Here is a 26,077-nt window from a genome sequence, read left to right as displayed (position 1 = left end):
TGTCAATCGCGTGCCAGCGCGCGCTCGATCGAAATCTGCGTCGGCATCATATTGACGTTCGCGTTGTGAATAACCCACAGCGAACCCGCGACGATGATCGCGATCAGCAACCCCGTACACACGAAAATCCCAGTGTTCGAGCGCTGATCCGCGGATGAACCCAGATGCAGGAAGTACCGCAGCTGCACCACGAGCTGCACGACGCACAGCACGACCACGGCTGTCAGCCCCATCGAGCGCGGCACGATGTGCGTCATCACCACGCCGAACGACGCGAACGTCAGCACCAGCGACAGCAGCATGCCGACCACGTAGCTCTTCACGCTGCCATGCGACGCATCATGAACGTGATCATGCGTCACATTCGATCCAGATGTTTTGCTCATAGAAATTCACGCAGATAGACAAGACTGAACACACAGATCCACACGAGATCGAGGAAGTGCCAGAAGAGGCTCAGGCACGCAATGCGCCGCCGCGTCACGGGCGTCAGGCCGAAGCGGCTGATCTGATGCATCATCACGACGATCCATAGCAGACCCGTCGTCACGTGCAAGCCGTGCGTGCCAACGAGCGTGAAATAGCCCGACAGGAACGCGCTCGTCGACGGGCCGGCGCCGTCGCTGATCAGATGAGCGAACTCATAGATTTCCATGCCGATGAAGGCCGCACCCAGCACGAAGGTCGCGGCCAGCCAGCCGACCACCTTGCCGCGCTGGTTCGCATTCATGCTCAGCACGCCCATGCCGAACGTGAAGCTGCTGGCGAGCAGCAGCAACGTTTCGCCCAGCACATACGGCAACTCGAACAGTTGCTTGCCCGTCGGCCCGCCCGCCGTCGCATTGACGAGCACGCCGAAAGTCGCGAACAGCGTCGCGAAGATCAGGCAGTCGCTCATCAGGTAAATCCAGAACCCGAGCGTGGTGCGGGTTCCGCTGTCATGGTCATGGTCGTGGCCGTGCGCGTCGTGATGCTCGCCGGCCCGATAGGTCGATACGCTTGTCATGGTCAGGCCATCTCCGCAAATTCTTCGTCACGCTCGTCTTCGATCTTTCTGTAGCGCGCGTTCTCGATCCGCTCCACTTCGGCAGCAGGAACGTAGTAGTCGACATCCTGATCGTAAGAGCGCGCGATAAACGTGCCGATCATGCCGATCAGCGCGACGATCGCGAACACCCACATGTGCCACACCATCGCGAAGCCGAACAGCAGGCTGAACGCAGAGATGATGAAGCCCGCCGCCGTGTTGCGCGGCATATGAATGTCCTCGTACTTTTTCGTGGGCCTGGCGTAAGCGCTGCCCGACTGCTTGTTGTCCCAATGCTGCTCGAGCGACGTGATGACGGGAACATGCGCGAAGTTATAGAACGGCGCAGGCGAAGCCGTCGACCATTCGAGGCTACGCGCATCCCACGGATCGCCCGTCAGATCGCGATACTGCTCGCGCTTGCGGATGCTCACAGCGAACTGGATCAGCAACGCGAGAATGCCCATGCCGATGATCACGGCACCTACGAGTGCAACGATCAGCCACGGATGCCACTCGGCCACCGAGTAGTGATTCATGCGGCGCGTCATGCCCTGGAAACCGAGGATATACAGCGGCGTGAACGCGAGCCAGTAACCCACCAGCCAGCACCAGAACGCGACCTTGCCCCAGAACTCGTCGAGCGTGAAGCCGAACACTTTCGGGAACCAGTAGCTGATGCCCGCGAGACAGCCGAACACCACGCCGCCGATAATCACGTTGTGAAAGTGCGCGACGAGGAACAGGCTGTTGTGCAGCACGAAGTCCGCGCCCGGCACGGCAAGCAGCACACCCGTCATGCCGCCGACGGCAAACGTCACCATGAAGCCGATCGTCCAGAGCGTGGACGTGTGGTAGCGGATGCGGCCGCGATACATCGTGAAGAGCCAGTTGAACAGCTTCACGCCCGTCGGCACCGAAATGATCGACGTCATGATGCCGAAGAACGCATTGACGTTGGCGCCCGAGCCCATCGTGAAGAAGTGATGCAACCACACGAAGAACGACAGCACGCCAATCGACGACGTCGCATACACCATCGACTTGTAGCCGAACAGCGGCTTGCCGGAGAACGTGGAGATGATCTCCGAGAATGCGCCGAACGCGGGCAGAATCAGGATGTACACCTCGGGGTGGCCCCACACCCAGATCAGGTTGATGTACATCATCGCGTTGCCGCCCAGCTCGTTCGTGAAGAAATGCATGTCGAGATAGCGGTCCATCGTCAGCAGCGCGAGCGTGCCCGTCAGCACGGGGAACACCGCGACGATCAGGATGTTCGTGATCAGCGCCGTCCAGCAGAACACGGGCATCTTCATCAGGTTCAGACCCGGCGCGCGCATGCGCAGAATCGTCACGATGAAGTTGATGCCGCTCAGCGTCGTGCCTAAACCGGACACCTGTAGCGACCATATGTAATAGTCGACGCCCGTGGTTGGACTGTAGCCAAGCTCGGAGAGCGGCGGATACGCAACCCAGCCCGTCGCCGCAAAGTCGCCGACGAACATCGAGATCATCACCAGCACCGCGCCGACAGCCGACAGCCAGAAGCCCAGCGAATTGACGAACGGATACGCGACATCACGCGCGCCGATCTGCAACGGCACGACCACGTTCATCAGGCCGAGAATCAGCGGCGTCGCCACGAAGAAGATCATGATCACGCCGTGCGCGGTGAAGATCTGGTCGTAGTGATGCGGCGGCAGGTAGCCGGCTGAGTCACCGAATGCGACGGCCTGCTGCGCGCGCATCATGATCGCGTCGGCGAAACCGCGCAGCAGCATGATGAGCGCGAGAATGATGTACATCACGCCGATCCGCTTGTGATCGACGGACGTGATCCACTCTTTCCACAGATACGACCACTTGCCCACATACGTGATCGCTCCGAGCAACGCGAGGCCGCCCAGTATCACGACGCCGAGCGTGCCCATGATGATGGGCTCGTGATACGGAATCGCATCGAGCGTAAGTTTTCCAAACATATCCACTACTCCGATACCAAAGCTGCGTGTGAAGGCAAGCGAGCCGGCTTGATATACATGTCAGCGTTGGCCGTCGTGCAGATTGGGCGGCCTGCCGCGTCACGCATGTACTGATAGACGATGCCGTCGAACAGTCCCGGCGCCACGTTGCTGTACAGCGTCACGGGGTTCTTTTTGCTCGGTTGCTGCAAGCTGTCGTAGGCCGTCACGTCGAGCGCCTGCGGCGACGTTTTTGCTCGCGCGACCCATGCATCGAATTCCCCGCGGCTCGTCACGACTGTGTCGAAGTTCATGTCCGAGAAACCCGGCCCGCTGAACGCCGACGAACGGCCCGCATACGTGCCCGCGCTGTTCGCGATCAGATGCAGCTGCGTCTGCATGCCGGACATCGCGTAGACCTGGCTGCCAAGTTGCGGAATGAAGAACGAATTCATCAGCGATTCCGCCGTCAGACGGAAATCGACGGGCGTATCGACGGGCAGCGCAAGCTGGTTGACGGAGGCCACACCGTAGTCCGGGTAGATGAACAGCCACTTCCAGTTCAGCGCGACCACTTCGACGCGAACGGGCTTCACGTTCGATTCGATCGGCTTGTATGGATCGAGGCTATGTGTTGTCTTCCAGATCAGCACCGCAAGCGTCGCGACGATGATGCACGGAATGGTCCACACGATGACTTCGATGGTGGTCGAATGCGCCCACGTCGGCGCGTACTTCGCCTTCGTGTTCGACGCACGGTAGCGCCACGCGAAATACAGCGTGAGCGCGATCACGGGAATCACGACCAGCAGCATCAACCCGAGCGCGATCAGGATCAGGTTTTTCTCCTGCTCGCCGATGTCGCCTTTCGGATTGAAGAGCACCATGCTGCAGCCGCCGAGCAGGCTCAGCGCGCCAGTGGCGGCGACGCGGCCTGCGCGTACGAGTTGCCTTCGAAATGGAGGGGAGCGGAACCATCGTCCCGCTGATTGGGGGGAACCCCCGTGTGTAGGTGGGTTGCGCATGCTTTCAGGTTGGTTGCCGGGTTACATAGCCCCATGCATCTATCCCCCAACCGTCGTACACGCGCGAGCTTCCGCTATGGCTATGACCTTGCGGCGGATACATACATAGGCTATGGCGGCGCATGCTAGAGTAAGACATACACCATACATGCGCGACAAGTTGCCACACATGACTTCACCTTCAAGAAAGCGCCCTGCGCGGCGGCCGGACTGGATCACTGACTTCGCCGACAACGGCAAGGCGCGCTATCTGCAGATCGTCGATCTGATCGAGCGCGCCGTTGCAAACGGCAAGCTGAATCCCGGCGACCGGCTGCCGCCGCAACGCAAACTTGCGGAGATGATCGGCGTCGATCTGACCACCGTGACGCGCGGTTTTGCCGAGGCGCACCGGCGCAACCTGATCGAATCGCGCGGCCCGCTGGGCACGTTCATCGCGCCGCCGATAGCGACGTTCATGCAGCAAGTCGATCTGAGCATGAACATTCCACCGCCTCCTGCCGACCTCGATCTCGCCGTGTTGCTCAGGCGCGGACTGTCGCAGGTGCTGGTGCGCAGCGACATCGATCTGTTGATGACGTATCAACTGGGCGGCGGCAGCGATACCGACCGGCAGGCGGGCGCCGCGTGGCTCAAGCCGATACTCGGGCGCGTGGACCCGTCGCGCGTCGTCGTGACGCCGGGCGCGCATTCGGCACTCGCCGCGCTGATACTGGCGCTCACGAAGCAGAACGCGCCCATTTTCACCGAACAGTTGATCTATCCGGGCCTGCCGCTGATCGCGCGGCAGCTAGGCCGCACGCTCGATACGATCGCATCCGACGAGCACGGCATGCGGCCCGACGCGCTCGAAGCCGCTTGCTCGCGCACCGAGGGTGGGCTGATCTATCTGAACCCGACCATCCGCAACCCAACCGCGCAGACGATGCCCGAGCGTCGTCGCAAGGAGATCCTGGCCGTCGCGGCGCGTCGCAATGTGCCTGTCGTTGAAGACGATCCGTATTGGCTCTTTGCCGACGATCCGCCCGCGCCGCTCGCGAGTCTCGCGCCGCAGCAGGTGTATTACCTGTCGACGTTATCCAAATGCATCTCGCCGGGCTTGCGCGCCGCGTTTCTTGTGTTGCCTGCCGCCGCAGCGCAGGAAGCGTTTCTGAAGGCGCTGCGCTCGCTGTCGCTGATGTCGCCGCCGCTCACCAACGCATTGGTCACGCAATGGATACTGGACGGCACGGCATCGGACGTACTGGCGGGGATACTGAAGGAATCGGGAGAACGCCTGCTTGCGGCAAACCAGATACTGTCGACCGTGAGCATGCCCGCGTCCAGCGGCGCGATTCATGTGTGGCAGCCTCTGCCCGCGCACTGGGCCGCGCAAAGCCTTGCGGCAGCGGCGAGCACGGAAGGCCTCGTCGTCGCGCCGTCTTCCGCGTTTTGCCAGACCGGCGACGTGCCGAACGCGATCCGTATTTCGCTAGGCGGTTGCACGCGGCGCACGGAGTTGACGTCGGCCTTGCGCAAGCTCGCAGCGCTCGTCGAACGCAAGCCTTCCGCCGATGACCGCTTGCTGGTTTAGCACCGCGCGTCCACTCATTGCATCTGCTGCGCTGAAATCTTCGCCAACTGCTGCTGTACGAAACACGGCTACACACGAATAATTCGCTCAACGCGCTTCGAGCATTTCCTCCTCCTTTTAACGAAGCGCGTTGGGATCACTGCGCGAGTGCCCAGGGCCTCGGCCTTCAACCCGCAGAGCCTGCAGCAACGATGTATCGAGCGTGGCAAGCACTAGACCCCGGCGCCCACAGGCGTCGGGGTTTTTTCATTGAGCCTTGATGCGGCAACAGAGACTGAAGCCGCAAAGCATCAGCGCATGGGAAACCCTGCGTGGCACACGCCGGCCGTCTTCACGCGTCGGCGTGCGCGACGACTGCTACGTCATCCGCAACCTTTGCCGGCCGGCGCATGCGCCAGCGTGCATACGCGGCCGTCAGCAGTGGCGCGAGCAGCGAGGTAACGATCGTGGAAGCGGCGATCTGAGGCGTTGCCACTGCGACCAGTGCGCCGAGATGAGGATCGACGGCTGCAATCGCAGTCGGCGTCGCAACCGCGTTGCCCGCCGTCGTCGCCGACGCTACGCCGCCCACACCCGAACCACCGGACAGACGTGATGCGAGTACGTTGAACACCGCGCCTACCGCAAGCGTAATCAGACCGAGGACGATCCCTGACAAGCCCGCGCCGAGAATGGCGTGCAGATTGATTTGCGCGCCGAGACCGAACGCAAAGAACGGGATCAGCAAATCGCCGCCTGACTTGAGGAACTTGCGCATGTCGGGGTCGATATTTCCCAGCACCATGCCGATGACGATCGGCAGCACGGTTGCAACGAGATCGAGAACCGGGATCTTCGCCAACCCGGACAATCCCAGCGCGAGCATGGTCACGAACGGTCCTTCCAGGATCGACAGGACGGCAAGCGCGCCCCGATCGACCTCGTCGCCGAACTGCCGGGTCAACGCTGCGTACAGTCCCATGTTCGCGTTCGTCACGGCGGCGATGATCGCCATGCCGGAGAGACCGAGAAACCCGTTCGCCCCGAATACTTTGCTGACGAGCAAACCAATGAGCACGCCGCTCGCGAGCTTGGCGAGGGTGATGGCGGCCCCGTTCTTCAGCGCACGGGGCGCTGTGCGCAGTTGAATCTCGGCGCCCATGCAGACGAAGAACACAGCGAGGATCGGCAGCGCGCCATGCGCGAGCTGGGTCGAAAAACTGCCGATACCCAACACCTTTGGTGCGAAGGTGTTGAGCAAGCTACCCCAGAGCAAAGGAATGACCATCATGCCGCCCGGAAAGCGTTCGATGGCCTGTTTGATTTTCATGTCGAGTCTCCTTGATCCTGGCGGGGGTTCGACATGGCCCGACCAGCATTTATCTTACGGCGTGCGGCGCGCCAGAAACCGGAGGCTCCAGCTACACCGCACGGATGCGCATCGCGCGCCCGGACGCGCGCGGCTTTTACATCTGCGCGCCAATCATCCAGGGCACGAATTCCTCGTTGCCAACGCCAAGCGCTTCGCTCTTGCTCTTGTGGCCCGACGCAACGTCGAGGATCATCCGGAAAATTTCTTCGCCCTTCTGCTCCACGCTTACGGTGCCGTCCATGATGTCGCCGCAGTTGATGTCCATGTCATCGGCCATCCGCTTGTACATGGTCGAGTTCGTAGCGAGCTTGATTGACGGCGCAGGTTTGGCGCCGAAACAGGAGCCGCGCCCCGTCGTGAACACGACGAGATTCGCGCCGCTCGCGATCTGTCCGGTAGCGCCCATCGGGTCATAGCCCGGCGCGTCCATGAAGACGAGTCCGTGTGTATCGATCGGCTCGGCGTAGCGGTACACGCCCATCAGCGGCGAGGAGCCGCTCTTGGCAACCGCACCAAGCGATTTCTCAAGAATCGTCGTGAGGCCGCCCGCCTTGTTGCCGGGCGTCGGGTTGTTGTCGATGCTGCCCTTTTCGCGCTTCGCGTAGTCTTCCCACCAGTGAATCCGCTCGACGATCTTCTCGCCCACTTCTTTGCTCACCGCACGACGTGTCAGCAGATGTTCTGCGCCGTAGATTTCCGGCGTTTCCGACAGGATTGCCGTACCGCCGTGCCGCACCAGCAGATCGACAGCCGCACCCAATGCCGGATTCGCCGTGATGCCCGAATAGCCGTCGGAGCCGCCACACTGCAGCGCGATATTGATGTGCGAAACGGGAACCGGCTCACGCGCGGCCTGGTTGGCGACGGGCAACATGTTTTTGACTGCGGCGATGGCGGCATCGACGGTCTTTTGCGTGCCGCCTTCTTCCTGCATCACGAGCGGCACCAGTAGCGGCCCCGGCTCGACGCCCTCGGCGATGAACATTGCACCCATCTGGTTCGCTTCGCAGCCAAGCCCGATGATCACGATGCCAGCGAAGTTCGGATGCTTCACATACCCGCCAACCGTGCGACGCAGTTGCTGGATGCCCTCGCCATGATGGTCGATACAGCAGCCGAAGCTGTGCGTGATCGGCACGATGCCGTCGACGTTCGGAAACGCGTCGAGCGCGCCCGGTTGCGCGAAGTGCTGCGCGACCAGCTTGGTGACGGTGGCCGAGCAGTTCACGGTGCTGACTACACCGATGTAGTTGCGGGTTGCGACGCGGCCGTCTGCTCGCCGGAAGCCGTTGAACGTGAGCGGCACTGTAGCGGCATCGACCTGCTTCATGTCTTCGCCGAACGCGTAGTCGCGCGCGAAGTCGCCCATCGACACGTTGTGAACGTGCACGTGATCGCCTGCGCGAATCGGCTGCGTCGCGAAGCCGATGATCTGGCCGTAGCGCCGCACGGGCGCACCTTGTGCAACGTCGCGGCAGGCGATCTTGTGTGCCGCAGGAATGTCAGCCGATGCAACGAGATTGTCGAAATCAGCGAGAATAGTGCCGGCGGTGAGCGCGCCGCGCGCAATGAGTACATCGTCGATGTCGTGCAGTTTGATCGCGAGTGTGGCCTGGCTCATCATGGTCCTCCTGTTTCGGATTGTGGGTTAGGGCAGGCGACGCTCTCTGCTGAAGTGCGGAGCGTTTGCCGGCGCGGACTCATATTGCGGTCGGCCCGGTAAGACACGCAAACTGGTCAGGCCACTTTTAATGGGGTTGAAAACAGGCCCTCCCCGTGTGGCTGATGAAGGATGAAATGTGGAAAGTCGTTTGAAAGCAACGGGCGCATTGGCGCAGACAATCCGCCACATCGAGTCAGGCATTCAGGCAGGTCGCTGGCAGCCTGACGAACGCTTGCCGTCGGAACGCACGCTCGCGGAGTCGTTGGGTGTGTCGCGCGCGACGGTACGTGAAGCGATTGGACGCCTCGCAACCCGAGGTCTTCTGGAAACGCGACGCGGTAGCGGCGTCTATCTGCTGCGTAGCAAACCAGCGGCACTGGCGGCGCCGTGGCTTCAGCTCATCGCCGATACCCCGCCGCTGCGTTCGGAAACGCTTGAATTCCGACTGGTGTTCGAGTGCGCCGCCGCGCGTTTCGCCGCGCAACGTGCGTCCCACCGGGAACTCGAACGTTTCGAGGCTGTGCTCGAACGCATGCGCGACGCGGTTGCAGGCAAGGACGTCGATGAAGAAGCCGCAACCGATGGTGAATTCCATACGGCGCTGGTTGCAGCGTCGCAAAACCGGCTGCTCGATCAGTTCTATGCGAGCGTGATTGGCATGCTGCGCGAACACATTGCGAGCAACACGTACGACGCCACCGTCAACAACGCGAATGCAGCCGAGCAGGCACGTAGCCGCTTGCGCCAGCACGAATCGATCTACTACGCGATTCGTGAAGGTAATCCGGACGCGGCGCAACAGGCCATGTACATGCACATCGACTATGTCGGACGACAGTTCAACGTCTGAGCGAACCGCTGCAGTCGTTCGCAGCCACATGCGAATTTGTAAGTGCTGAAATGTGCGGTTACCAACTGCATAAGTTATTTCATCGAGTGCTGATTAAGATGATCTCCATGAACCCGTTAAACGGAAAGCGGAGAATCAAATCATGAAACGCGCAGCGCTTGTCTTGTTGATGATCGGTAGCTTGTCGGCGGCCCAGCAGGCATCGGCGCACGGGCGCGGCGGCTGGGGCGGTGGCGGCGGCGTCGATGGCGGCGCCATCGTGGGGGCGCTGATCGGAGGCGCAGTGCTCGGTGCGCTCGTGACGTCGGTTGCAAATGCGCAACCCGCGTACGCGCAACCTGTGTATCAGCAACCTGTGTATCAGCAACCTGTCTATCAGCAACCTGTCTATCAGCAACCCGTGTACGCACAACCGGCTTATTCGCAACCGCAGTCGGCCACTTGCTACGACAGCTATCAACGCGCCTATGTGCCTTGTCAGGGCGGCTACGGATATTGATCGAGGATCAAGCTCGCGGGCGGTAATCGATGAATAGCTCGCATCGCCCGAAGCCGATGTACTCTCGCGTCTTCGGCTTACCGGGCTAGAACATCCCACGTGCGAGCGCCATGGCGTGTCGTTTCGCTATGACGCCGCTGCGAAATCGATCTCGCAGACGTGCGCCGCCAGTTCCGTGACGACTGTCTGGATGCTCGCGCCTGTCGGAAAGCATCTGGCGACGCCCCGCTCCTGCAGCGCATGCCAACTCGCAGCGTCGATGTTTCCGCCGATCACGACAGGAATACGTGCGCGCCGCTTGCGCAATGCGTCGAGCAGACCCGACACCAGTTCGACATGCGCGCCTGCAAGCGACGACACGCCGATCATATCGACGTCATGCTTCAGCGCCAGTTCGCTGACTTCCTCTGCCGACGCGAACATCGCGCCCGTTGTCACTTCGAAGCCTGCGTCCGTCAATGCGGCAGCAACGACACGCGCGCCACGGTCGTGGCCATCCTGTCCGAGCTTTGCCAGCAAGATGCGCGGCGCACGCCCCAGCTGCTTCGTTACACGTTCCACGGCTGCCCGGGCCGTCATCCATTCGGCGTCGGACGACTGCATCTCGCCATACATCCGCGCCGATATCGGCAAATCCACGACATGCCGCGGCCACCCGGTCTCCAGTGCCTGCGTGCATTCGCCGACCGTCGCGCGCGCACGCATACATTCGATGGTCAGTTCCAGCAGGTTGCCTTCGCCATCGCGTGCCGCCCGTTGCAACGCGGCGAGCGTGTCGCGCACATGCGTTGCATCGCGAGAGCGCTTCACCTGCGCGATGCGGCGGGCCTGTAGCGTGCGAGTCTGTGCAGCATCCAGCGCTTGCGTAACAGGTGGCTCCTCGTCGTCATCCGTCGCGAAGCGGTTCACGCCCACAATCACACGTTGCCCGCTTTCGATGTCAGCCTGCACGCGCAGCGCCGATTCGTGAATGCGCGTGCGTACCCAGCCCGAACGTATCGCCTCGACGACGCCACCGCTCGCGTCGATCTCATCGAGCATGGTTCGCGCACGGCTCGCAATATCCGCCGTCAGCGCTTCCATCATGTACGACCCTGCCCACGGATCGACCACATCGCAAACGCCCGTCTCGTGCTGCAGTACCAGTTGCGTATCGCGCGCGAGCCGCGAAGACTCCGCGCAAGGCAGCGCCAGTGCCTCGTCGTACGCGTTAGTGTGCAACGACTGCGTGCCGCCGAACACCGCCGCGAGCGCCTCGACTGTCGTCCGCACGACGTTGTTCATCGGCTTCTGCGCAGTCAGCGACCACCCCGAAGTCTGGCAATGCATGCGCAGCGCGCGACCCTTGTCCGACGTTGCGCCGCTTTGCGCCGCAATCTCCGACCACAACAGCCGCGCCGCTCTCAGCTTCGCGACCTCGACATAGAAATCCGTGCCGACGCCGAAGAAGAAACTCATGCGCTCGCACGCATCGTTTGCGTGCATGCCGCGTGCGACGAGCGTGTCGACGTACGTGCGCGCATTGGCCATCGTCAGCGCGAGTTCGAGCACAGCGTCCGCGCCCGCCTCCTGGAAGTGATAGCCCGATACCGACAGCGCATTGAAGCGCGGCACCTGTTGCGCGAGATACGCCGCCACATCGGCGGCGATGCGCAGCGATGGTTCGGGCGCGAAGATCCCCGTGTTGCGCACCATGAACTCTTTCAGTATGTCGTTCTGGATCGTGCCTCGCAGTTGCGATGCGTGCACACCGCTTTCGTCCGCTGCGACGATGAACGCGCCGAGCACGGGCAACACGGCCCCGTTCATCGTCATCGATACCGACACGCGCGCGAGCGGAATGTCTTCGAAGAGGCGTGCCATGTCTTCGACTGTATCGATCGCGACACCCGTCATGCCGACATCGGCGCTGACGGCGGGATCGTCCGAGTCGTAACCGCGCTGGGTCGGCAGATCGAATGCGACGGACAAACCTTGCGCGCCTTCGGCCAATGCTGTGCGGAACGCAAGGTTCGTATCCGCGGCCTGCGCGTAGCCTGCGTATTGGCGTATCGTCCACGGCTTTTCGGTGTACATCGAAGCGAACGGCCCACGCACGAACGGCGCTTCGCCCGGCATGCTGTCGAGATGCGCGATGCCTTCGATATCGGCACGCGTATAGACGCGCTTGAGCGGCACGGCGCGGCGGCGTGCACGGGTTGTGCTCATCGGCGCCTCCAGTGCTTTTCCGTCGTGACATCGGCGATCTTCATGCCGTCGCTCTTGCGGCGCACTTCCGTCCAGTGCCGGATGCCCTGTTCGTCTTCGGCGCTGCCGACCACGCGCACGCTCAACGTATCGCCCACATCGACATTGCCGTAGTAGAACAGCGACCGGCTCGCGACGACAGGCGGCTCGTCGAAGCGTCGCCATTGCCATTCGGCGCGATCTACAAAAGCCTGAAAGCTCGCGAAATAGAGAAAGTCCGCGCCGTTGAAATCGCTATTCGGGCACGGCAGGAATTCGATCGGCTCGTCCGTCGCAGGCGCGAGGTCCGGCATTGCGCTGCAGTCCGCAGCACGCAGGCGCTTGCTCATCTGCATCATCTGCAATGCACGTTCGGGCATCGGCTCGACTTCACCTGGCAGTGCCGCAAGCGCCGCGCGCGCAACGCAACGGTTGCTGCGCTGCTCGCCGCGCGAGACGAATGCCGATGACATCGACAGTTCCGCGATCTCCGTGTCGCCTTGCATGATGCGATGCGTGCTGAAATGGCGCACAGGACCCGTTCTGCAAAGTGTGCTGCGAATGTCGAACGTGTCGTTTTCGCTGATCGAGTCGAGGCCGCTTGTGTGCAAGCGTATCGCTGTAAACGCCGCGTACGAACGGCCGCCGTTGTCGTCGTGAAAGTCCGTTTGCTCGCGGCCCGCGTGCGTTGCGAGCGCCTCCCAATGGCGATGCCCGCACTCCTTGAGCAACCAGTTTTCCGACAGCCCCGTATAGCTCAGTTGCGGCATGCCCGCGCGATAGCGTTGGATCATGCTCACGCCGCAAGACTCGTCGACGTTGCGTCGATCGCGGAACGGATCGTGTCGACCACGTGCCCGGCGTCGCGCGCGATACCGGAGAAGCGGCCCGATCCCCATGTATGCAGCCACGGCAGCCCGATGAAATACAACCCCGCTTGCGGCGTGATACCGCGAACGTGCGCGGGATAGCCGCGTCCGTTGAAAACAGGCGCATCGATCCAGCTGAAATCCGGCCTGAAACCGATGCACCAGACGATTGACGTGATACCGCTTTCTCCAAGATCGAGCGACGTGCGTTCGCCCTCGGGTTGCCATACGGGTTCATAAGGCGCACCGACTGGCGCTTCGATACCATGCTTGTCGATGAAGCCGTCGATGCTCATGTTGATCCGGTTATACGTGTCGTCCGCGCTATCGAGGGCGTCGATCAGATTCGGCGCGAATTGCAGGCAACCATCGCGCAGATCGTCGAGCCTGCCATACAGTTCCATGCCTTCGAGCGCGAAGCGCCGCAGATCGATATCGCGTCCGCCATCGCGGCCCGTGACATAGTGGTTCGTGTTGTCGCGCACGCCTTCGCGCAGCGGATGCTGATCGACGGGCATGTCGTAGTAGCGCATGTCCGCAAGCCAGTCGACCACATCGCGGCCGCGATAGAAGCGCGCGCAACGCGGCGCTTCACCCACGGCCAGATACACCTTGCGGCCCGCAAGATGCAGGTCTTCCGCAATCTGCGCGCCCGATTGCCCCGAACCGACGACGAGCACCGCGCCCTCAGGCAGCGTCTGCGGATTGCGGTAATGCGACGACTGCAACTGCACGATATCGTTAGGCAAACGTTCGGCCATGCGCGGCACGATGGGCGTGTGATAGCCGCCTGAGGCCACCACGACCTGATCGGCGGTAAAGTCGCCATTCGAAGTCGACACAAAATAGCCGCCCGAAGCGAGGCGCTTGATCTTGCGGACTTCCGTATGTTCGAGCACGGGCGCATCGACCATCGCGATGAAACCGTCCAGATACGCGATGATCTCGTCCTTCTTCATGAAGCCATGCGGATCGTCGCCGCGATACGGGTACCCCGGCAGCGCGCATTGCCAGTTCGGCGTGACGAGGCAGAACGCATCCCAGCGCTGCGAGCGCCATGTGTGCGTGACCGTGTGCTTTTCGAGCACGAGATGATCGATGCCCGCCTCTTTCAAGTAGTAGCTGATCGACAGTCCCGCCTGTCCGCCGCCTACGACGATCACCGTATGGTGCGCCGCCGCGTTCGTTGTATCGGGAGCGATGATGTTTGCGTTCGACATGATTCTTTCCTGCGTTCGGTTCACAAAAGTTCGACGACCTGGACTTCCGCTTGCGGATCGGTGGCGAAGCGCTGCGCCTGCGCTTCGATCTGCGCAAGCTGATCCATCGCAGCGGAGCAAGCGAAGCCGTACTTCTCGCGCACGCGTTCGGAGCCGATATGCAGCGCCTCGCGCGCTCGCTCGACGAAATCGCCAAGCGCGTAACGCTGCCCGGCGATGAAGAATTCGCCGACTACGGTCGAAGGCGAATAACAGTTGGCCTCGCTGCCGTCCGGCCACTGGACCTTGAAGTGCATGACTGGCATCACGTTTCCTTTGATTGAGAGATTCAGGCGCCGAGCGGTTGCATGATGTGCTGCGCGTAATTCGCATACAGCGCGATATGACGGCGCGCACTTTCGTGCCAACTGAAGCGTGCAAGAAGCTCGGGTACTGCATGTTCGAAGTCGATGCCGCCGCGACCATGCAGCGCCCGGCGCAGTGCATCCGCGATGCTGGCGGCGTCATCGGGTTGGGCCCAGCAGCAGACGCGTTCGTCGAGGTAACCGGTGAATGGCTCGATCTGCGACACGACGACGGGCGCGCCCGCCGCCAAAGCTTCGAGCGTGACGAGACCAAAACCCTCGCGCAAAGACACCATCGAAACGACATCGGCACGTCGCATCAGTGCGGGGAAGGCTGCGTCATCGAGCGGGCCTGTGACCACGATCGGTTCGCCTTGCCCAATGCGCAGACCCCGTTGCGCCGCGCGCGCGATGAAGCGGCGCGTATAGGCATCGTGATCGAGCAGGCTTGCGCCGCCAGCTATCACCAACTGTGCATTCGGGTGCGTTTGCCTGAGCAATGCAAACGCCTCCAGCAGTTGCAGCGTGTTCTTGCGTTCCTCGATGCCGCCCACGGCCAGTACAACCGGCTTGCCGATAACGCCGAGCTTCATGCAAGCGTCTGGGTCGCCCGAGGAACGGAAGCGCATGACGTCGACCCCGTTATTGACTACAGAAGCCGTGACGCCATACTCGTCGCGCATCTTGCACGTCCATGCGTCGCTCACACAGAACACCGCGTCGGCGTCCGCGAACGCGCGTCGCTGCCACTCGCATAGTCGCGGATCGTCGAACGTATCGAGATGATGAACCGTACGCACGAAGCCACGAATCGCGCCCGCTTCGCGCAACTCCGCAAGCGCGTTGCCACTGATGCTGTCCTGCGCATGAAGCACGTCGAAGCCGGACGCGCCATCTTCGATCAACGCGGTTTTCAAAGCGTCGATCCGCGTCCGCACCATCGACACCGTATCGTTGCCATGCGCCGCGACAGGTGCGAGCACGACACGGCAAGGCGACGCACGGAACATCGGCGCGCCGCCGACGGATGGCGCGAAGATCGTCACATCCTGCCCCGCTTCATGTAACGCGCGACCCAGTTCGAGCGTATGCACCACGCCGCCGCGCGGATTGACGGAATGCGTGAACAGCGCAATGCGCATCGCGGTGCCGTTCATGCTTGCGCTCCCACAGGCGCGCCGATGAAGGCACTGTCCTTGAAGCTCCACAGCAACGCCGAATCGCCCTGCTGCGTGAGCACCACTTCGCGCGACGCATCCACGGCACCAATCGTCGCGCATGCGAGGCCGCGCTGCGCGAAGCGCGCGAGCACTTCATCCACATGCTCTTCTCGCACGGAAAGTACGAATCCATAACTCGGAAACGCGCTGAGCCAGCGTTCGAAATCGACATGCTCCGGGCGAGGGATCGCATCGAGATCGATGCGCGCGCCGACGCCCGAGCATTCGAGCAGCATCAGAGACGTGCCCAGCACACCCGCCATGCTGATGTCCTTCGCCGCGTCGCACAAACCGCTTTCCGCGAGTTGCGGCAACAGTTCGAGATCATCGCGCAGGCGCTGGGGGGGCGCGCCCACCGACGCATTCCAGAACGGATACGGATCTTCGAAACGGCCGCGCAGATCGACGGCCATCACGAGACGGTCACCCGGTCGCGCGTTGAAGCTCGACAGTAACGCGTTCGCGCGACCGAGAATCGACACGGCAAGCTGCGGCTCCGCGCTGCGCGTGTTGCTATGCCCGCCGACAACGGGCACACCATACGCATTCGATGCCGCCGCGATACCCGCCAGGATCTCCCCAGCCGCATCGAGCCCGTCGCTCCACAACGCATCGACAACGGCAAGCGGCCGACCGCCCATCGCATACACGTCGCTGATGTTGACCATCACGCTGCTGTAGCCCGCGAACCACGGCATCGTCTCGACGAAGTCGCTGACCAGCCCTTCGATCGCGAACAGCAGATAGCCGTCGCCATCGGCAAGCGCCGCGCAGTCGTCGCCCACGGCAACGGCTTGTGCGAGATCGCGCGTGCCGTTCGGTAGACGCGACGCCAGCGACGCCACCACGCCCGCTATATCCGTCTTGTGTCGAAAGCCGCGGCTTGCGCGCATCCGGTCAACCAGCGCTTGCAGACTCATGAGCGGCCTCGCGACGACGTGACGAAGCCGCTTTCCGGCGTGAAGCACGGCGGATAGTGCGCGAGGTCCGCCTCCATCAAATCGTGAGGCCGGCCAAACAGCGTTTCCTCCGCGACCGTCTGCCAGTGCAGCCGCCTGAACAGCGGCACGTTCTGGCGCTGCACATGCGCGAGAAACGTATCGCATCCCAGCGCGTGCGCACTGCTGACGGCGAGACGGATCAGCGTCGAGCCGAGCTTGCCGTGCGAACGGAACGCCGCATGCACGGCAAGGCGCGAACCGAGCCACGTGCGCGGCTGCGTTTCGTGTATCCGCACCGTGCCGACCACCTCCTCCGGCATGCCCGCGATGCAGCTGAGCGCGACCAGCAGCTTCGCGTGACGGTCGATCTCGTCGCGGTCGTCGCCGACGAAGATGCCCTGCTCGACGCAGAACACCGCGCGCCGCAGCGCGTACGCTTCGTTGCTTTCCCACGGCAGCGTCGCCCATTTCACGCGATATTCGGCGGGCGTGAAGTCGAGCGGCAACGCATCCAGTTCGTCGAATGTCTCGCAGAACATGATCAGTCCTCGTACGATGCGAGCGACGAGCACGCGCCGCATTTTCCGCAGCCCGCCTTGATATCGGCGGAACGCATCTGCGCGTCGCGCAGCATCGCGCCGAGCGGCGCCAGAATCGACTTCATGAACTCGGGCGAAGGCGCGGGATGGTCTTCGAGCGGCGTGCCACTGATCGGCACGAAGGGCACGACGAACGGATATACGCCGATCTCGATCAGTTCACGCGAGATCGACAGAATGGCTTCCGCCGTATCGCCGAGGCCCGCGAGAATGTACGTGCTGACCTGCCCTTTGCCGAACACCGCGACGGCCGCCCTGAACGCTTCCATATAGCGCGAGATCGGCACGCTCGCCTTGCCCGGCATCACGCGCGCACGCACGTCCGGCGTCACCACTTCGAGATGCATGCCGAGCGTGTCGATGCCGCTCGCCTTCATGCGTTCGAACCACGCATCGTTATCAGGTGGCTCGCACTGCGCCTGAATGGGAAGATCGACGGCCGCCTTGATCGCAAACGCGCTTTCGCACAGAATCTGCGCGCCGCGATCCGGCGCCGGCGGCGTGCCCGTGGTCAGCACCATGTGCTTCACGCCATCGAGCAGCACGGCCGCGCGCGCCACTTCCGCAAGCTGTTCCGGCGTCTTGCGCGCAATCGTGCGACCCGCCGCGAGCGACTGGCCGATCGCGCAGAACTTGCAGGTCTTCTTGCGGCTCTCGTAGCGGATGCAGGTTTGCAGCACCGTCGTGGCGAGCACGTCGGTGCCGTGCAATGTCGCGATATGCGAGTACGGCACGCCGTCGAGCGTTTGCAGTTGCGTGAAGCGCGGCGCCTTCGGAAAGCTGATGCTGGCAATGGGGATCGTGCCGCGCATCAACGCGCTCGCGCCCGCTTCATCCGGCGAACCCGCGACGAACGGCGAATTCCACGCGGAGCTGGTATGCACGGGCACCATGATCGTCACGCCATCGACGGTCACGGCCTTGTGGTCCGACGGACCCGCGCCGCCGCGCCGGCTCGCGGCGCCCGCGTTCGGATCGACGAGACGCAGCCCCGCCGACTGCAGTTCCGTGCGCAGTTCCACCAACTGGCGCTGCGTGCGCGGCTCAACCGGCGACAGGTTCACGCTGGCATTCATCCTGACCTCCACTCGTGGTTTCGTCGGGCGCGGCGTCCGCACCCGCGCGTTCGAACGACATCGACATCGGCGCAACGGGCAGCGCCGGACGATCGTTGATGGCAAGACTCAGCAACTCGGGCCGCGCGTAGTGGCCGACCGAGTCCATCATCCGTTTGCGCTTCGTGATCAGCGACATGTCGAGATCCGCGATGACCATGCCTTCGCCTTCGCGCAGCGGCTCGGCGAGATGCTGGCCTTCGGGCGACACGATCGCCGTCATGCAGCCACCGCGCAGCGCCTTTTGCAGTTTCGAATCCGTCGTCACGGATTCGATCTGCGCTTCGCTGAGCCAGCCCGTCGAATTGACGACGAAGCAGCCCGATTCGAGCGCATGATGACGGATCGTGACCTCGATCTGCTCCGCAAAAATCGGCCCGACCAGCGAGCCCGGAAACTGGCCGCAATGGATCTCTTCGTGCTGCGTCATCAACGCATAGCGCGCGAGAGGGTTGTAGTGCTCCCAGCACGCGAGCGCGCCGACTCGCGCAATGCCCGTATGCGCGACCTTGAGCCCCGCCGCATCGCCTTGGCCCCAGATCATCCGTTCATGAAACGTCGGCGTGATCTTGCGGCGCTTGAGCACGAGACGTCCGTCGACGTCGAACACGAGTTGCGTGTTGTACAGGCTGCCGTGATCGCGCTCGTTCACGCCGAGCACGACCACCATCGAATGACGGTGCGCGCGCTCGCTCACGGCCTGCGTGACAGGGCCCGGCACGACGACGGCCTGCTCGTAGAGCCGCATATGCTCGGCGCCCGACGCGACAGGCGGACGCACGAACGAAAAGTACGGGTAGTACGGCACGAACGTCTCGGGAAAGACGATCAGTTGCACGCCCTTTGATGCGGCTTCGTCGATTGCGGCGCATACCCTGTCGAGCGTGCCGCCGGGACGCTCGAAATCCGGCGCAATCTGCACCGCCGCTGCACGGATGATTCGCTGCTCGGACATGATCGGCACCCGGCGAGCTCAGACAGTCCACGTATGGATGATCAGCGCGTTCTCCTTGCGATGGAGAAGCTGCAGGTCGAGCACGTCGAGCGGATTGACCGGCCGGATGCCTTCGATCAGCGACGCTTCGCCATGACCGTAGAGCGCCTGCAATGCGAAGCGGCATGCGTAGACCTTGCCGCCCTCTTCCATGAACTTGACGAGCTGCTTGTTGAAGTTCAGATGGCCGGGAAAGGCTTCGTCGCCAAGCGTCGGAAAGCCGCGTTGCAGGCCGAGCGTGACGCCGGGGCCGTACAGCAGCACCGACGTATCGAAGCCCTTGCGTTGCAGGCGCGTGGCCTGCAACAGGTTGACGAAGCCGATCGAGCCTTCGAATGCGACCGTATGAAAGGTGACGAGTGCTTTCTCGCCGGGTTCGGCCTTGACGTCGGGAAATACCTTTTCTTCGTAGTCGACCAGGTAATCGCCTTTCTGATGCAGCGGTTTGTTGACGGCAGGCATATCGCTCTCCAATAAGTCGCGTAATTGATCGGATTGCTCAACGGGAAATGTCCCGATTGGCGAATCACTTAACGCAACGGATATGCCAATTTCCGGCCCGGTTCATGCAATCAACTTCCAATCAATCAAATCGCAATTGTTCGAGCGACCCGAAAATTTCTTTGCGAGTCTTGTCTGATGGGGGGTTTTCGGGTCTCGGCGGCCGATGCGCGCGCACCGGTTTCGCACACCGGCGCAGCGCCTTTTGCGTGCGGATGGTGCGCGATACCCCGCAAGCGTGCATTCATCCAATCAATGCGATCAAGTTTCGAATTGAATGGAAACCGATTTATTTTTCGCGGAATTCGCGTGTTACCTTGAATGACGCTTTTAAGTCCGCATCGGGAATAACAGCATGGACAGTCTCGCGCATCACTGGCTCAAGCGGCTGACGGAAAGCCGCAAACCGGCGTATCTCGTGATACCGGATCTGATCGAGGAAGATCTCGCCAGCGGTCGTCTGCGTCCGCGCGACCGGCTGCCCGGCTTGCGCGATCTGGCGGGTGCATTGCAGTTGAACTACACCACCGTCGCGCGCGCTTATGCGGAGGCGCGCAAACGCGGCTTGCTCGATGCGCGCGCGGGCAGCGGCACGTTCGTGCGCGGACGCACGCAGACCTTGCCGCTCGCGGGCGGCAGCAGCGTCGAGATGTCGATGAACATGCCGCCGGAGCCGCCCGAGTTAGCGACACGTTTGAGAGAATCGTCGGCGCATCTGCTTGCGCAAACCGATCCTTACCGGCTGCTGCGCTATCAGGATTTCGGCGGCACGCCCGATGACCGCGCAGCAGGACGCGCGTGGCTGAAGGACCGCTTGCCCGACTGCGAAGACGATACCGTGCTGGTGTGCCCCGGCATTCACAGCGCACTCGTCGCGCTCGTGTCGCAACTCGCGAGACCGGGCGAAACCATTTGTCTCGACACGCTCGCGTATCCCGGCATCAAGGCAATCGCGTCGCAGCTCGGCGTGCGCTTGCAGCCGCTGCCGCGCGATGAAGAAGGACCGTTGCCGCACGCATTCGAAGCGCTGTGCAAGACCGAAAAGCCCGGCGCGTTCTACTGCAACCCGACCTTGCAGAACCCGAGCACGCTGACGCTTTCGGCACAGCGGCGCGAAGCGCTCGCCGATGTCGCGTTGCGCTACAGCGTCCCCATCATCGAAGACGATGCGTATGGCTGGCTGCCGGCGAACAAGCCCGTTGCGCTAGCCTCGCTCGCGCCGGAACTGACCTGGTATGTGACGGGTTTTTCGAAGACGTTCGGCGCGGGGCTGCGCGTCGCTTATTTGCGCGCGCCGACAGCAAGGCAGACGCAGCGCGTCGCGGGCGCGTTGCGCGCGACGACCGTGATGCCAAGTCCGTTCACGGTGCTACTGGCAACGCAATGGGTCAACGACGGCACCGCGCACGAGATGCTGGACGCGATCCGCAAGGAAGCGAACGCGCGCCAGGCGATTGCGTCACAGGAACTGGCCGACTGGCATTACGAAGCGCAGTCCGATGGCTTTCATTTGTGGTTGCCGATTCCGCCCCAGTGCGACTGGAGCGCGCCCGAGCTTGCGCTGCAATTACGCAATCAGGGCGTGGGAGCGGTGGCGGGCGCGGCGTTTTCAACCGATGGGAACCCGCCCAATACGATCCGCGTTTGCCTGGGCGGTCCGCAGGACAGAAACGATTGCCGCGACGCGTTGCAGCGCGTCGCGGAAACCTTGAGCGATCCACATCATCTGCATATGCCGATGATGTGATCGCGTGTTGAAGGTGAATCAGCGCAATCCGCCGCTTGTGACGACGTGTTCGCCCGTCAACCAGCCGGAATCGTCGGATGCGAGGAACACGGCAACCGCTGCGATATCGCGCGGCTGACCGGCACGGCCAAGCGGCGTCTGGCTTACCGCGTTCGTTTCGAAGTCGGAGCCGGCAATCCCTGCTTCGTGCGTGCCTTCCGTGATGACGAAGCCAGGATTGATCGCATTGACGCGAATCTTCTTCGGCCCCAGTTCGCGCGCGAGCACGCCCGTGATCGCATCGACGGCGCCTTTCGTGCCGCTGTAGATCGCGCTGGTCGGCGGCGTGAGGCTCGTCACGACCGAGCTGATGTTGATGATGCTCGCGCCTTCGCCCAGATGCTTGACGGCCGCCTGCGTGGTCAGCAGCAGGCCGAGCACGTTGATATTGAACTGCTTGTGGAACTGGTCTTCGGTGAACTCTTCAATAGGTGCGAACTCATAGACGCCTGAATTGTTCACGAGGATGTCGAGACGGCCGTAGGTTTCGACAGCGGCGTTGATGATGCCTTGCGCGTCCGCTGCCTTCGACACGTCGCCGCCGACTGCGATCGCCTTGCCGCTCGCTGCGTTGATGTCGGCGACGACTGCATCAGCTGCAGCTTTGCTGCTGGAGTAGTTGACGACCACAGATGCGCCTTCCGCTGCAAGCGCCTTGGCGATGGCCGCGCCGATTCCTTTCGACGCGCCTGTGACGACAGCGACCTTACCTGCAAGCTTGCTCATGACTGTTTCCTCAATCGTTTCGATACCGTTTGACGGGGCCGGCGGCTTGTCGAACCAGCCGGCCTGCGATGGAGAGAATGTAGACAGATGATTCGCCGCGATAAAGCGGCTCAAGGCGAATTGACTTGAGGGATCTGGCGAACAATCGAAAACGGATTGGATACTGAGAGCCGCTCGCTGTGAATTCTAGCCCTTGAAACGGAAAACGCGCGACGAAGGGCCCGAAACGCTTACGGACCTTTCGCCGCGCGAATCGCGGCCGATTGCAATGTCATGCAATCGTCACATCAAAGGCATGATGGTCGGATAGCTCAGATGCGCGCGCGCTTCCTTCACGCCCTTCACTTCGAGCGCGGCGATGCAAAGCGCGCGCTCCTCTGCTTCGGATTCGATCACGCCCCACAGATGCGCGACGCCATCCTTGACGATCACGTTTCCCTTCGACAAGGCCCAGCGTTTGTCGCTCAGCGCAGCGACGATGGCATCGGCGATTTCGCGGTCGTCCGCAGACGGCGTGTCCTGCGCCTGCGCCGGCGCTGCCGTACTCGCCAGCGCGCGAATCAGGTTGCCGCGCGTAATGATGCCGACCAGCGCGCCGTCACGCATCACCGGCACGCGTTTGATACGGCGTGTCTCCATCAGTTCAGCAATGTCGGCGACAGGCGTCGTCTCGTCGACGGTGACCACGGTCGTAGTCATTACGTCGGCGACCATGCGCCCGTGCTCCTTCACAAAGGTGCTGGCCAGATCGCGCGTCGAAGAAAAGAGTTCGAGCCAGCGCGAACGCCGTTTCTCCGTTCCCGTCTCGACCCTGTGCAGCAGGTCGCCTTCACTCAGGATTCCCGCCAGCACGCCGTTTGCGTCGACGACAGGCATGCCGCTGATCCTGTTTTCGACCAGACATTTCGCGGCTTCCTGCACCGTCATTTCCGGTTTCGCGCAGATGACGGACGGTGTCATGACATCAATAGCTAACATGGTTTTCTCCTTGGCACACTGACCATTTTGTGCCTCTCGAAGCGGAAGCGCTTGACCTGCATCAACCGGCGCGATCCGAAGCGTGGGACGATGGATTCACGTTCTTTCGGAGGTCCGCATGCGGAAGTCGCCTTCCATGCGCGGACGGCACGCCATGACCAAACCTCTCTTCCGCATCGGTTCCGCACTGCTCAACACGCCCGCGCCGCGGCCCGTGGAAGGCACACCTGCCCCGTATATCGGCTTCGCGCCCCCGCAACGCACAGGCGGTATGCCGTTGCTCGACGCACTCGCCGCACGGCAAACGTCGCGCGAGTTCGCCGACACGCCACTCGATCACGGCACGCTCGGCGATCTGCTGTGGGCCGCCGACGGCATCAACCGCGCCCGCGGTAACGGTCGCACCGCGCCGTCGGCGTTGGGCGGCTACGAGATCGACATTTACGTGCTGCTCGCAAGCGGCGCGTATCGCTACGACCCTGTCGCGCATGCGCTTACCCTCGTCGCCGCCGCCGACCTGCGCGCGATGACGGGCTATCAGGAGTTTCTCGGCCACGCGCCCGTCAATCTAGTGTATGTCGCCGACCTGACACGCATGCAGGACGTTCCGCATGCACAGCGCGAAGCCTTTGCGTCGGCGAGCGCGGGCGCGATCCTGCAGAACGTGTATCTGTTCTGCGCGTCGACGGGGCTCGCGGCTGCCGCGCGCGGCTGGATGAACCGCACGGCGCTTGCCGCCAGCCTGAAGCTGCCCGTCGGATCGGTCGCGTTGCTCGCGCAGACGATCGGGCATTTCGCGGCGGGGCACGAAGGTCGCCCGTCCGATGAGGACTTCGCGACGACCTTTTTCTGATCATGCAAGCGCGCCGCTCGCGCTGACGCGAACGGCGCATTCTTCATTCATCTATCGCGGTAGGCTCTACTGCCCGGCTTCGTCTTTCTCGTCGCTGCCGCGCACCAGCAGCACGGGACACGTCGCAATCCGCACGAAGTGTTCCGCGACGCTGCCCAGCACGATCCGTTTCATGCCGCGGCGCCCGTGCGTGCCGAGCACCACGAGTTCCGCGCCCAGGCGCTCCGCGCAACGTTGCAGCGTCTGCGCGATATCGTCGTTGAGCGGCTCAGTCTCCACCAGCTCGTTCGCGCACGCGACGCCCGACTGCGCCTGCACGTGGCCTCGACGTTTTCCAGCGCGTTGCGCCCGTCGCTGCGCAATGCGTCCGTCAGAACGGTTGGGTCGAAGTAACCGGCGTAGTTGAAGATGGGCGATTTATCGACGACGTAGACGGCGTGCACCGTCCCGCTCGTGAGCGACGCCATCTTCACGGCCTCCTGCACGGCCAGCTTCGATGTGTGGCTGCCGTCCACTGCGACGAGGATCTTCTTGTACATGTTGACTCTCCTTGGAATGCTCGAAAGGCTGGAACGCGAGGCCGCTTGTTAATAAAAGGCGCGCACGCGTCAAGATACTTCGATCAGCACCTTGAGCGCATGCGTGCTCCCCGCATGTGAGAACGTCTCGTACGCGGCGAGCATGTCATCGAGCACGAACCGGTGCGTGATCAGCTGCTTCGGATCGAGGCGGCCCGAGCGCACGGTTTTCATCAGCATCGGCGTGCTGACGGTGTCGACCAGACGCGTCGTGATCGAAATGTTGCGATCCCACAGCTTTTCCAGATGCAGATCGCACTTCACGCCATGCACGCCGACGTTCGCAATCGTGCCGCCGGGCGCGATCAGCGCTTCGCAGAGTTCGAAGGTCGCGGGCACGCCGACGGCTTCGATCGCGCAATCCACGCCCGTCGACTCCGTCAGCGCCATGACCTGCGCGACGGCATCCGCGTGGCTGTTGTCGATGCAGGCCGTCGCGCCGAAACGTTGCGCCACTTCGAGCCGGTTCGCGTCCGGGTCGATCATGATGATCTGGGCGGGCGAGTAGAACTGCGCGGTCAACAGCGACGCGAGCCCGATCGGCCCCGCGCCAACGATAGCCACCGTGCTGCCCGGCTGAACCTTGCCGTTGAGCACGCCGCATTCGAAGCCCGTCGGCAGGATATCGGAGAGCATCACCAGCGCCTCTTCGTCGAGGCCGGCGGGAATCCGGTAAAGACTGGTCTCCGCGTGCGGAATTCGCACGTATTCGGCCTGTGTGCCGTCGATGCGATGGCCGAGAATCCAGCCGCCCGTCGTGCAATGCGAGTACATGCCGCGCCGGCAATAGTCGCACCGCCCGCACGACGAAATGCACGACACCAGCACGTGATCGCCGACCGCGAGGCCGCTCACCGCGCTGCCCACGCTATGCACAATGCCCACGCCTTCGTGGCCAAGGATGCGGCCCGGCTCGCAGGTCGGCACGTCGCCCTTGAGGATGTGCAGATCGGTGCCGCAGATGGTCGTGCGCGTCATCCTGACGAGGGCATCCGTTGGCGCCGCGAGTTCGGGCATCGGGCGTTCGTCGAGCGATTTCTCATTGGGACCGTGATAAACGAGTGCTTTCATGACAGAGTCCTCCATTGAAGGAATGAAGCAATTCACACAGACCAATCTAGACGCATGCGCGCCGTCGCGCTTGACGTCGATCAATACGCCCATCAATCGCCCCG

General features: G+C 62.6%; 24 protein-coding genes and 1 pseudogene. 5 read left to right on the top strand and 20 right to left on the bottom strand.

Annotated features, from left to right (window positions below; translation table 11 throughout):
• Positions 1-2: 2 nt before the first annotated feature.
• Genes cyoD through cyoA form a run of 4 tightly spaced genes read right to left on the bottom strand, consistent with a single transcriptional unit; the run spans position 3 to position 3,878 of the window.
• Positions 3-386, bottom strand: a complete 384-nt coding sequence (gene cyoD, locus SB822_RS26495; RefSeq protein ID WP_410856004.1) for a cytochrome o ubiquinol oxidase subunit IV — start codon at positions 384-386, stop codon at positions 3-5.
• On the bottom strand, positions 383-1,006 hold the full coding sequence (gene cyoC / locus SB822_RS26490) for a cytochrome o ubiquinol oxidase subunit III (RefSeq protein WP_007579453.1): 624 nt from the start codon (positions 1,004-1,006) through the stop codon (positions 383-385). The genes cyoD and cyoC overlap by 4 nt, the downstream gene beginning before the upstream one ends.
• Before the next feature lie 2 nt (positions 1,007-1,008).
• Entirely contained in the window at positions 1,009-3,012 is a 2,004-nt protein-coding gene (gene cyoB / locus SB822_RS26485) for a cytochrome o ubiquinol oxidase subunit I (protein ID WP_086914735.1), read from the bottom strand.
• A gap of 5 nt (positions 3,013-3,017) precedes the next feature.
• Positions 3,018-3,878 carry a ubiquinol oxidase subunit II gene (gene cyoA / locus SB822_RS26480; protein ID WP_097218690.1) on the bottom strand — a complete coding sequence of 287 codons (861 nt, stop codon included), beginning with the start codon at positions 3,876-3,878 and terminating at the stop codon, positions 3,018-3,020.
• A 307-nt stretch (positions 3,879-4,185) separates the two neighbouring features.
• Between cyoA and SB822_RS26475 the strand changes: the two genes are divergently transcribed.
• Positions 4,186-5,589: a PLP-dependent aminotransferase family protein gene (locus tag SB822_RS26475; RefSeq protein WP_410856003.1), complete on the top strand. Its 1,404-nt coding sequence runs from the start codon at positions 4,186-4,188 to the stop codon at positions 5,587-5,589.
• Positions 5,590-5,920: 331 nt separating this feature from the next.
• On the opposite strand, the gene SB822_RS26470 is transcribed toward SB822_RS26475, so the two are convergent.
• Together SB822_RS26470 and SB822_RS26465 are read right to left on the bottom strand one after the other, a co-directional pair.
• Positions 5,921-6,898 carry a 2-keto-3-deoxygluconate permease gene (locus SB822_RS26470; RefSeq protein ID WP_079493508.1) on the bottom strand — a complete coding sequence of 326 codons (978 nt, stop codon included), beginning with the start codon at positions 6,896-6,898 and terminating at the stop codon, positions 5,921-5,923.
• Positions 6,899-7,034: 136 nt separating this feature from the next.
• Positions 7,035-8,561 (bottom strand): UxaA family hydrolase, encoded by a 1,527-nt coding sequence (locus tag SB822_RS26465; RefSeq protein WP_007579445.1) that lies wholly within the window; start codon positions 8,559-8,561, stop codon positions 7,035-7,037.
• A 178-nt stretch (positions 8,562-8,739) separates the two neighbouring features.
• Between SB822_RS26465 and SB822_RS26460 the strand changes: the two genes are divergently transcribed.
• Positions 8,740-9,453 carry a FadR/GntR family transcriptional regulator gene (locus tag SB822_RS26460; RefSeq protein ID WP_007731599.1) on the top strand — a complete coding sequence of 238 codons (714 nt, stop codon included), beginning with the start codon at positions 8,740-8,742 and terminating at the stop codon, positions 9,451-9,453.
• A 142-nt stretch (positions 9,454-9,595) separates the two neighbouring features.
• Complete coding sequence (locus SB822_RS26455; RefSeq protein WP_410856002.1) at positions 9,596-9,952, top strand: hypothetical protein; 357 nt, start codon at positions 9,596-9,598, stop codon at positions 9,950-9,952.
• Positions 9,953-10,078: 126 nt separating this feature from the next.
• Here SB822_RS26455 and scpA read toward each other — a convergent pair whose 3' ends face one another.
• The 10 genes from scpA to SB822_RS26405 are packed head-to-tail and all read right to left on the bottom strand — an operon-like array spanning position 10,079 to position 19,942.
• A complete protein-coding gene (gene scpA, locus SB822_RS26450) occupies positions 10,079-12,160 on the bottom strand; it encodes a methylmalonyl-CoA mutase (RefSeq protein WP_410856001.1) in 2,082 nt (693 codons plus the stop codon).
• Positions 12,157-12,972 (bottom strand): Pnap_2097 family protein, encoded by an 816-nt coding sequence (locus SB822_RS26445; protein ID WP_410856051.1) that lies wholly within the window; start codon positions 12,970-12,972, stop codon positions 12,157-12,159. Before SB822_RS26445 ends, scpA begins: the two co-directional genes overlap by 4 nt.
• 2 nt (positions 12,973-12,974) lie before the next feature.
• Positions 12,975-14,267, bottom strand: coding sequence for an MSMEG_0569 family flavin-dependent oxidoreductase (locus tag SB822_RS26440; RefSeq protein ID WP_410856000.1), 1,293 nt, complete (start codon positions 14,265-14,267; stop codon positions 12,975-12,977).
• Positions 14,268-14,287: 20 nt separating this feature from the next.
• Positions 14,288-14,572, bottom strand: coding sequence for an MSMEG_0570 family nitrogen starvation response protein (locus SB822_RS26435; protein WP_007731610.1), 285 nt, complete (start codon positions 14,570-14,572; stop codon positions 14,288-14,290).
• Between the two features lie 23 nt (positions 14,573-14,595).
• On the bottom strand, positions 14,596-15,768 hold the full coding sequence (locus tag SB822_RS26430) for an MSMEG_0565 family glycosyltransferase (protein ID WP_410855999.1): 1,173 nt from the start codon (positions 15,766-15,768) through the stop codon (positions 14,596-14,598).
• A complete protein-coding gene (locus SB822_RS26425) occupies positions 15,765-16,751 on the bottom strand; it encodes a sll0787 family AIR synthase-like protein (RefSeq protein ID WP_410855998.1) in 987 nt (328 codons plus the stop codon). The genes SB822_RS26430 and SB822_RS26425 overlap by 4 nt, the downstream gene beginning before the upstream one ends.
• Positions 16,748-17,311, bottom strand: coding sequence for an MSMEG_0567/Sll0786 family nitrogen starvation N-acetyltransferase (locus SB822_RS26420; RefSeq protein WP_410855997.1), 564 nt, complete (start codon positions 17,309-17,311; stop codon positions 16,748-16,750). The genes SB822_RS26425 and SB822_RS26420 overlap by 4 nt, the downstream gene beginning before the upstream one ends.
• A gap of 2 nt (positions 17,312-17,313) precedes the next feature.
• Positions 17,314-18,447 (bottom strand): MSMEG_0568 family radical SAM protein, encoded by a 1,134-nt coding sequence (locus SB822_RS26415; RefSeq protein WP_410855996.1) that lies wholly within the window; start codon positions 18,445-18,447, stop codon positions 17,314-17,316.
• Positions 18,416-19,441: a Nit6803 family nitrilase gene (locus tag SB822_RS26410; protein WP_410855995.1), complete on the bottom strand. Its 1,026-nt coding sequence runs from the start codon at positions 19,439-19,441 to the stop codon at positions 18,416-18,418. The genes SB822_RS26415 and SB822_RS26410 overlap by 32 nt, the downstream gene beginning before the upstream one ends.
• A gap of 18 nt (positions 19,442-19,459) precedes the next feature.
• Entirely contained in the window at positions 19,460-19,942 is a 483-nt protein-coding gene (locus SB822_RS26405; RefSeq protein ID WP_007579428.1) for an MSMEG_0572/Sll0783 family nitrogen starvation response protein, read from the bottom strand.
• Positions 19,943-20,336: 394 nt separating this feature from the next.
• Here SB822_RS26405 and SB822_RS26400 point away from each other — a divergent pair, with 394 nt between their 5' ends.
• Positions 20,337-21,728: a PLP-dependent aminotransferase family protein gene (locus tag SB822_RS26400; protein WP_410855994.1), complete on the top strand. Its 1,392-nt coding sequence runs from the start codon at positions 20,337-20,339 to the stop codon at positions 21,726-21,728.
• Positions 21,729-21,746: 18 nt separating this feature from the next.
• On the opposite strand, the gene SB822_RS26395 is transcribed toward SB822_RS26400, so the two are convergent.
• Together SB822_RS26395 and SB822_RS26390 are read right to left on the bottom strand one after the other, a co-directional pair.
• Positions 21,747-22,493, bottom strand: coding sequence for a glucose 1-dehydrogenase (locus SB822_RS26395; RefSeq protein WP_042308615.1), 747 nt, complete (start codon positions 22,491-22,493; stop codon positions 21,747-21,749).
• Between the two features lie 282 nt (positions 22,494-22,775).
• Positions 22,776-23,471, bottom strand: coding sequence for a CBS domain-containing protein (locus SB822_RS26390; RefSeq protein ID WP_079493532.1), 696 nt, complete (start codon positions 23,469-23,471; stop codon positions 22,776-22,778).
• Between the two features lie 154 nt (positions 23,472-23,625).
• On the opposite strand from SB822_RS26390, the gene SB822_RS26385 reads away from it, so the two are divergent.
• Complete coding sequence (locus SB822_RS26385; protein WP_051058154.1) at positions 23,626-24,324, top strand: SagB/ThcOx family dehydrogenase; 699 nt, start codon at positions 23,626-23,628, stop codon at positions 24,322-24,324.
• Positions 24,325-24,390: 66 nt separating this feature from the next.
• Here the strand turns inward: SB822_RS26385 and SB822_RS26380 are convergent.
• Together SB822_RS26380 and SB822_RS26375 are read right to left on the bottom strand one after the other, a co-directional pair.
• Positions 24,391-24,863, bottom strand: a pseudogene (locus tag SB822_RS26380) (universal stress protein).
• Positions 24,864-24,932: 69 nt separating this feature from the next.
• Positions 24,933-25,973, bottom strand: coding sequence for a zinc-dependent alcohol dehydrogenase family protein (locus tag SB822_RS26375; protein WP_410855993.1), 1,041 nt, complete (start codon positions 25,971-25,973; stop codon positions 24,933-24,935).
• Positions 25,974-26,077 lie beyond the last annotated feature (104 nt).

The organism is Paraburkholderia sp. SIMBA_054 (assembly GCF_046534875.1).
GTDB lineage: Bacteria > Pseudomonadota > Gammaproteobacteria > Burkholderiales > Burkholderiaceae > Paraburkholderia > Paraburkholderia hospita.
This window is presented reverse-complemented; position numbering and strand designations above follow the sequence as displayed.

Bases quoted from the DNA above. Each gene is read 5' to 3' on its own strand.
- SB822_RS26440 (WP_410856000.1), bottom strand. From the start codon at position 14,267: ATGTCGAACGCAAACATCATCGCTCCCGATACAACGAACGCGGCGGCG.
- cyoB (WP_086914735.1), bottom strand. From the start codon at position 3,012: ATGTTTGGAAAACTTACGCTCGATGCGATTCCGTATCACGAGCCCATC.
- SB822_RS26405 (WP_007579428.1), bottom strand. From the start codon at position 19,942: ATGCCTGCCGTCAACAAACCGCTGCATCAGAAAGGCGATTACCTGGTC.
- SB822_RS26445 (WP_410856051.1), bottom strand. From the start codon at position 12,972: ATGATCCAACGCTATCGCGCGGGCATGCCGCAACTGAGCTATACGGGG.
- SB822_RS26430 (WP_410855999.1), bottom strand. From the start codon at position 15,768: ATGAACGGCACCGCGATGCGCATTGCGCTGTTCACGCATTCCGTCAAT.
- SB822_RS26415 (WP_410855996.1), bottom strand. From the start codon at position 18,447: ATGAATGCCAGCGTGAACCTGTCGCCGGTTGAGCCGCGCACGCAGCGC.
- SB822_RS26385 (WP_051058154.1), top strand. From the start codon at position 23,626: ATGACCAAACCTCTCTTCCGCATCGGTTCCGCACTGCTCAACACGCCC.
- cyoC (WP_007579453.1), bottom strand. From the start codon at position 1,006: ATGACAAGCGTATCGACCTATCGGGCCGGCGAGCATCACGACGCGCAC.
- SB822_RS26420 (WP_410855997.1), bottom strand. From the start codon at position 17,311: ATGTTCTGCGAGACATTCGACGAACTGGATGCGTTGCCGCTCGACTTC.
- cyoD (WP_410856004.1), bottom strand. From the start codon at position 386: ATGAGCAAAACATCTGGATCGAATGTGACGCATGATCACGTTCATGAT.
- SB822_RS26395 (WP_042308615.1), bottom strand. From the start codon at position 22,493: ATGAGCAAGCTTGCAGGTAAGGTCGCTGTCGTCACAGGCGCGTCGAAA.
- scpA (WP_410856001.1), bottom strand. From the start codon at position 12,160: ATGAGCACAACCCGTGCACGCCGCCGCGCCGTGCCGCTCAAGCGCGTC.
- SB822_RS26470 (WP_079493508.1), bottom strand. From the start codon at position 6,898: ATGAAAATCAAACAGGCCATCGAACGCTTTCCGGGCGGCATGATGGTC.
- SB822_RS26455 (WP_410856002.1), top strand. From the start codon at position 9,596: ATGAAACGCGCAGCGCTTGTCTTGTTGATGATCGGTAGCTTGTCGGCG.
- SB822_RS26390 (WP_079493532.1), bottom strand. From the start codon at position 23,471: ATGTTAGCTATTGATGTCATGACACCGTCCGTCATCTGCGCGAAACCG.
- SB822_RS26400 (WP_410855994.1), top strand. From the start codon at position 20,337: ATGGACAGTCTCGCGCATCACTGGCTCAAGCGGCTGACGGAAAGCCGC.
- SB822_RS26410 (WP_410855995.1), bottom strand. From the start codon at position 19,441: ATGTCCGAGCAGCGAATCATCCGTGCAGCGGCGGTGCAGATTGCGCCG.
- cyoA (WP_097218690.1), bottom strand. From the start codon at position 3,878: ATGGTGCTCTTCAATCCGAAAGGCGACATCGGCGAGCAGGAGAAAAAC.
- SB822_RS26425 (WP_410855998.1), bottom strand. From the start codon at position 16,751: ATGAGTCTGCAAGCGCTGGTTGACCGGATGCGCGCAAGCCGCGGCTTT.
- SB822_RS26465 (WP_007579445.1), bottom strand. From the start codon at position 8,561: ATGAGCCAGGCCACACTCGCGATCAAACTGCACGACATCGACGATGTA.
- SB822_RS26375 (WP_410855993.1), bottom strand. From the start codon at position 25,973: ATGAAAGCACTCGTTTATCACGGTCCCAATGAGAAATCGCTCGACGAA.
- SB822_RS26475 (WP_410856003.1), top strand. From the start codon at position 4,186: ATGACTTCACCTTCAAGAAAGCGCCCTGCGCGGCGGCCGGACTGGATC.
- SB822_RS26435 (WP_007731610.1), bottom strand. From the start codon at position 14,572: ATGCCAGTCATGCACTTCAAGGTCCAGTGGCCGGACGGCAGCGAGGCC.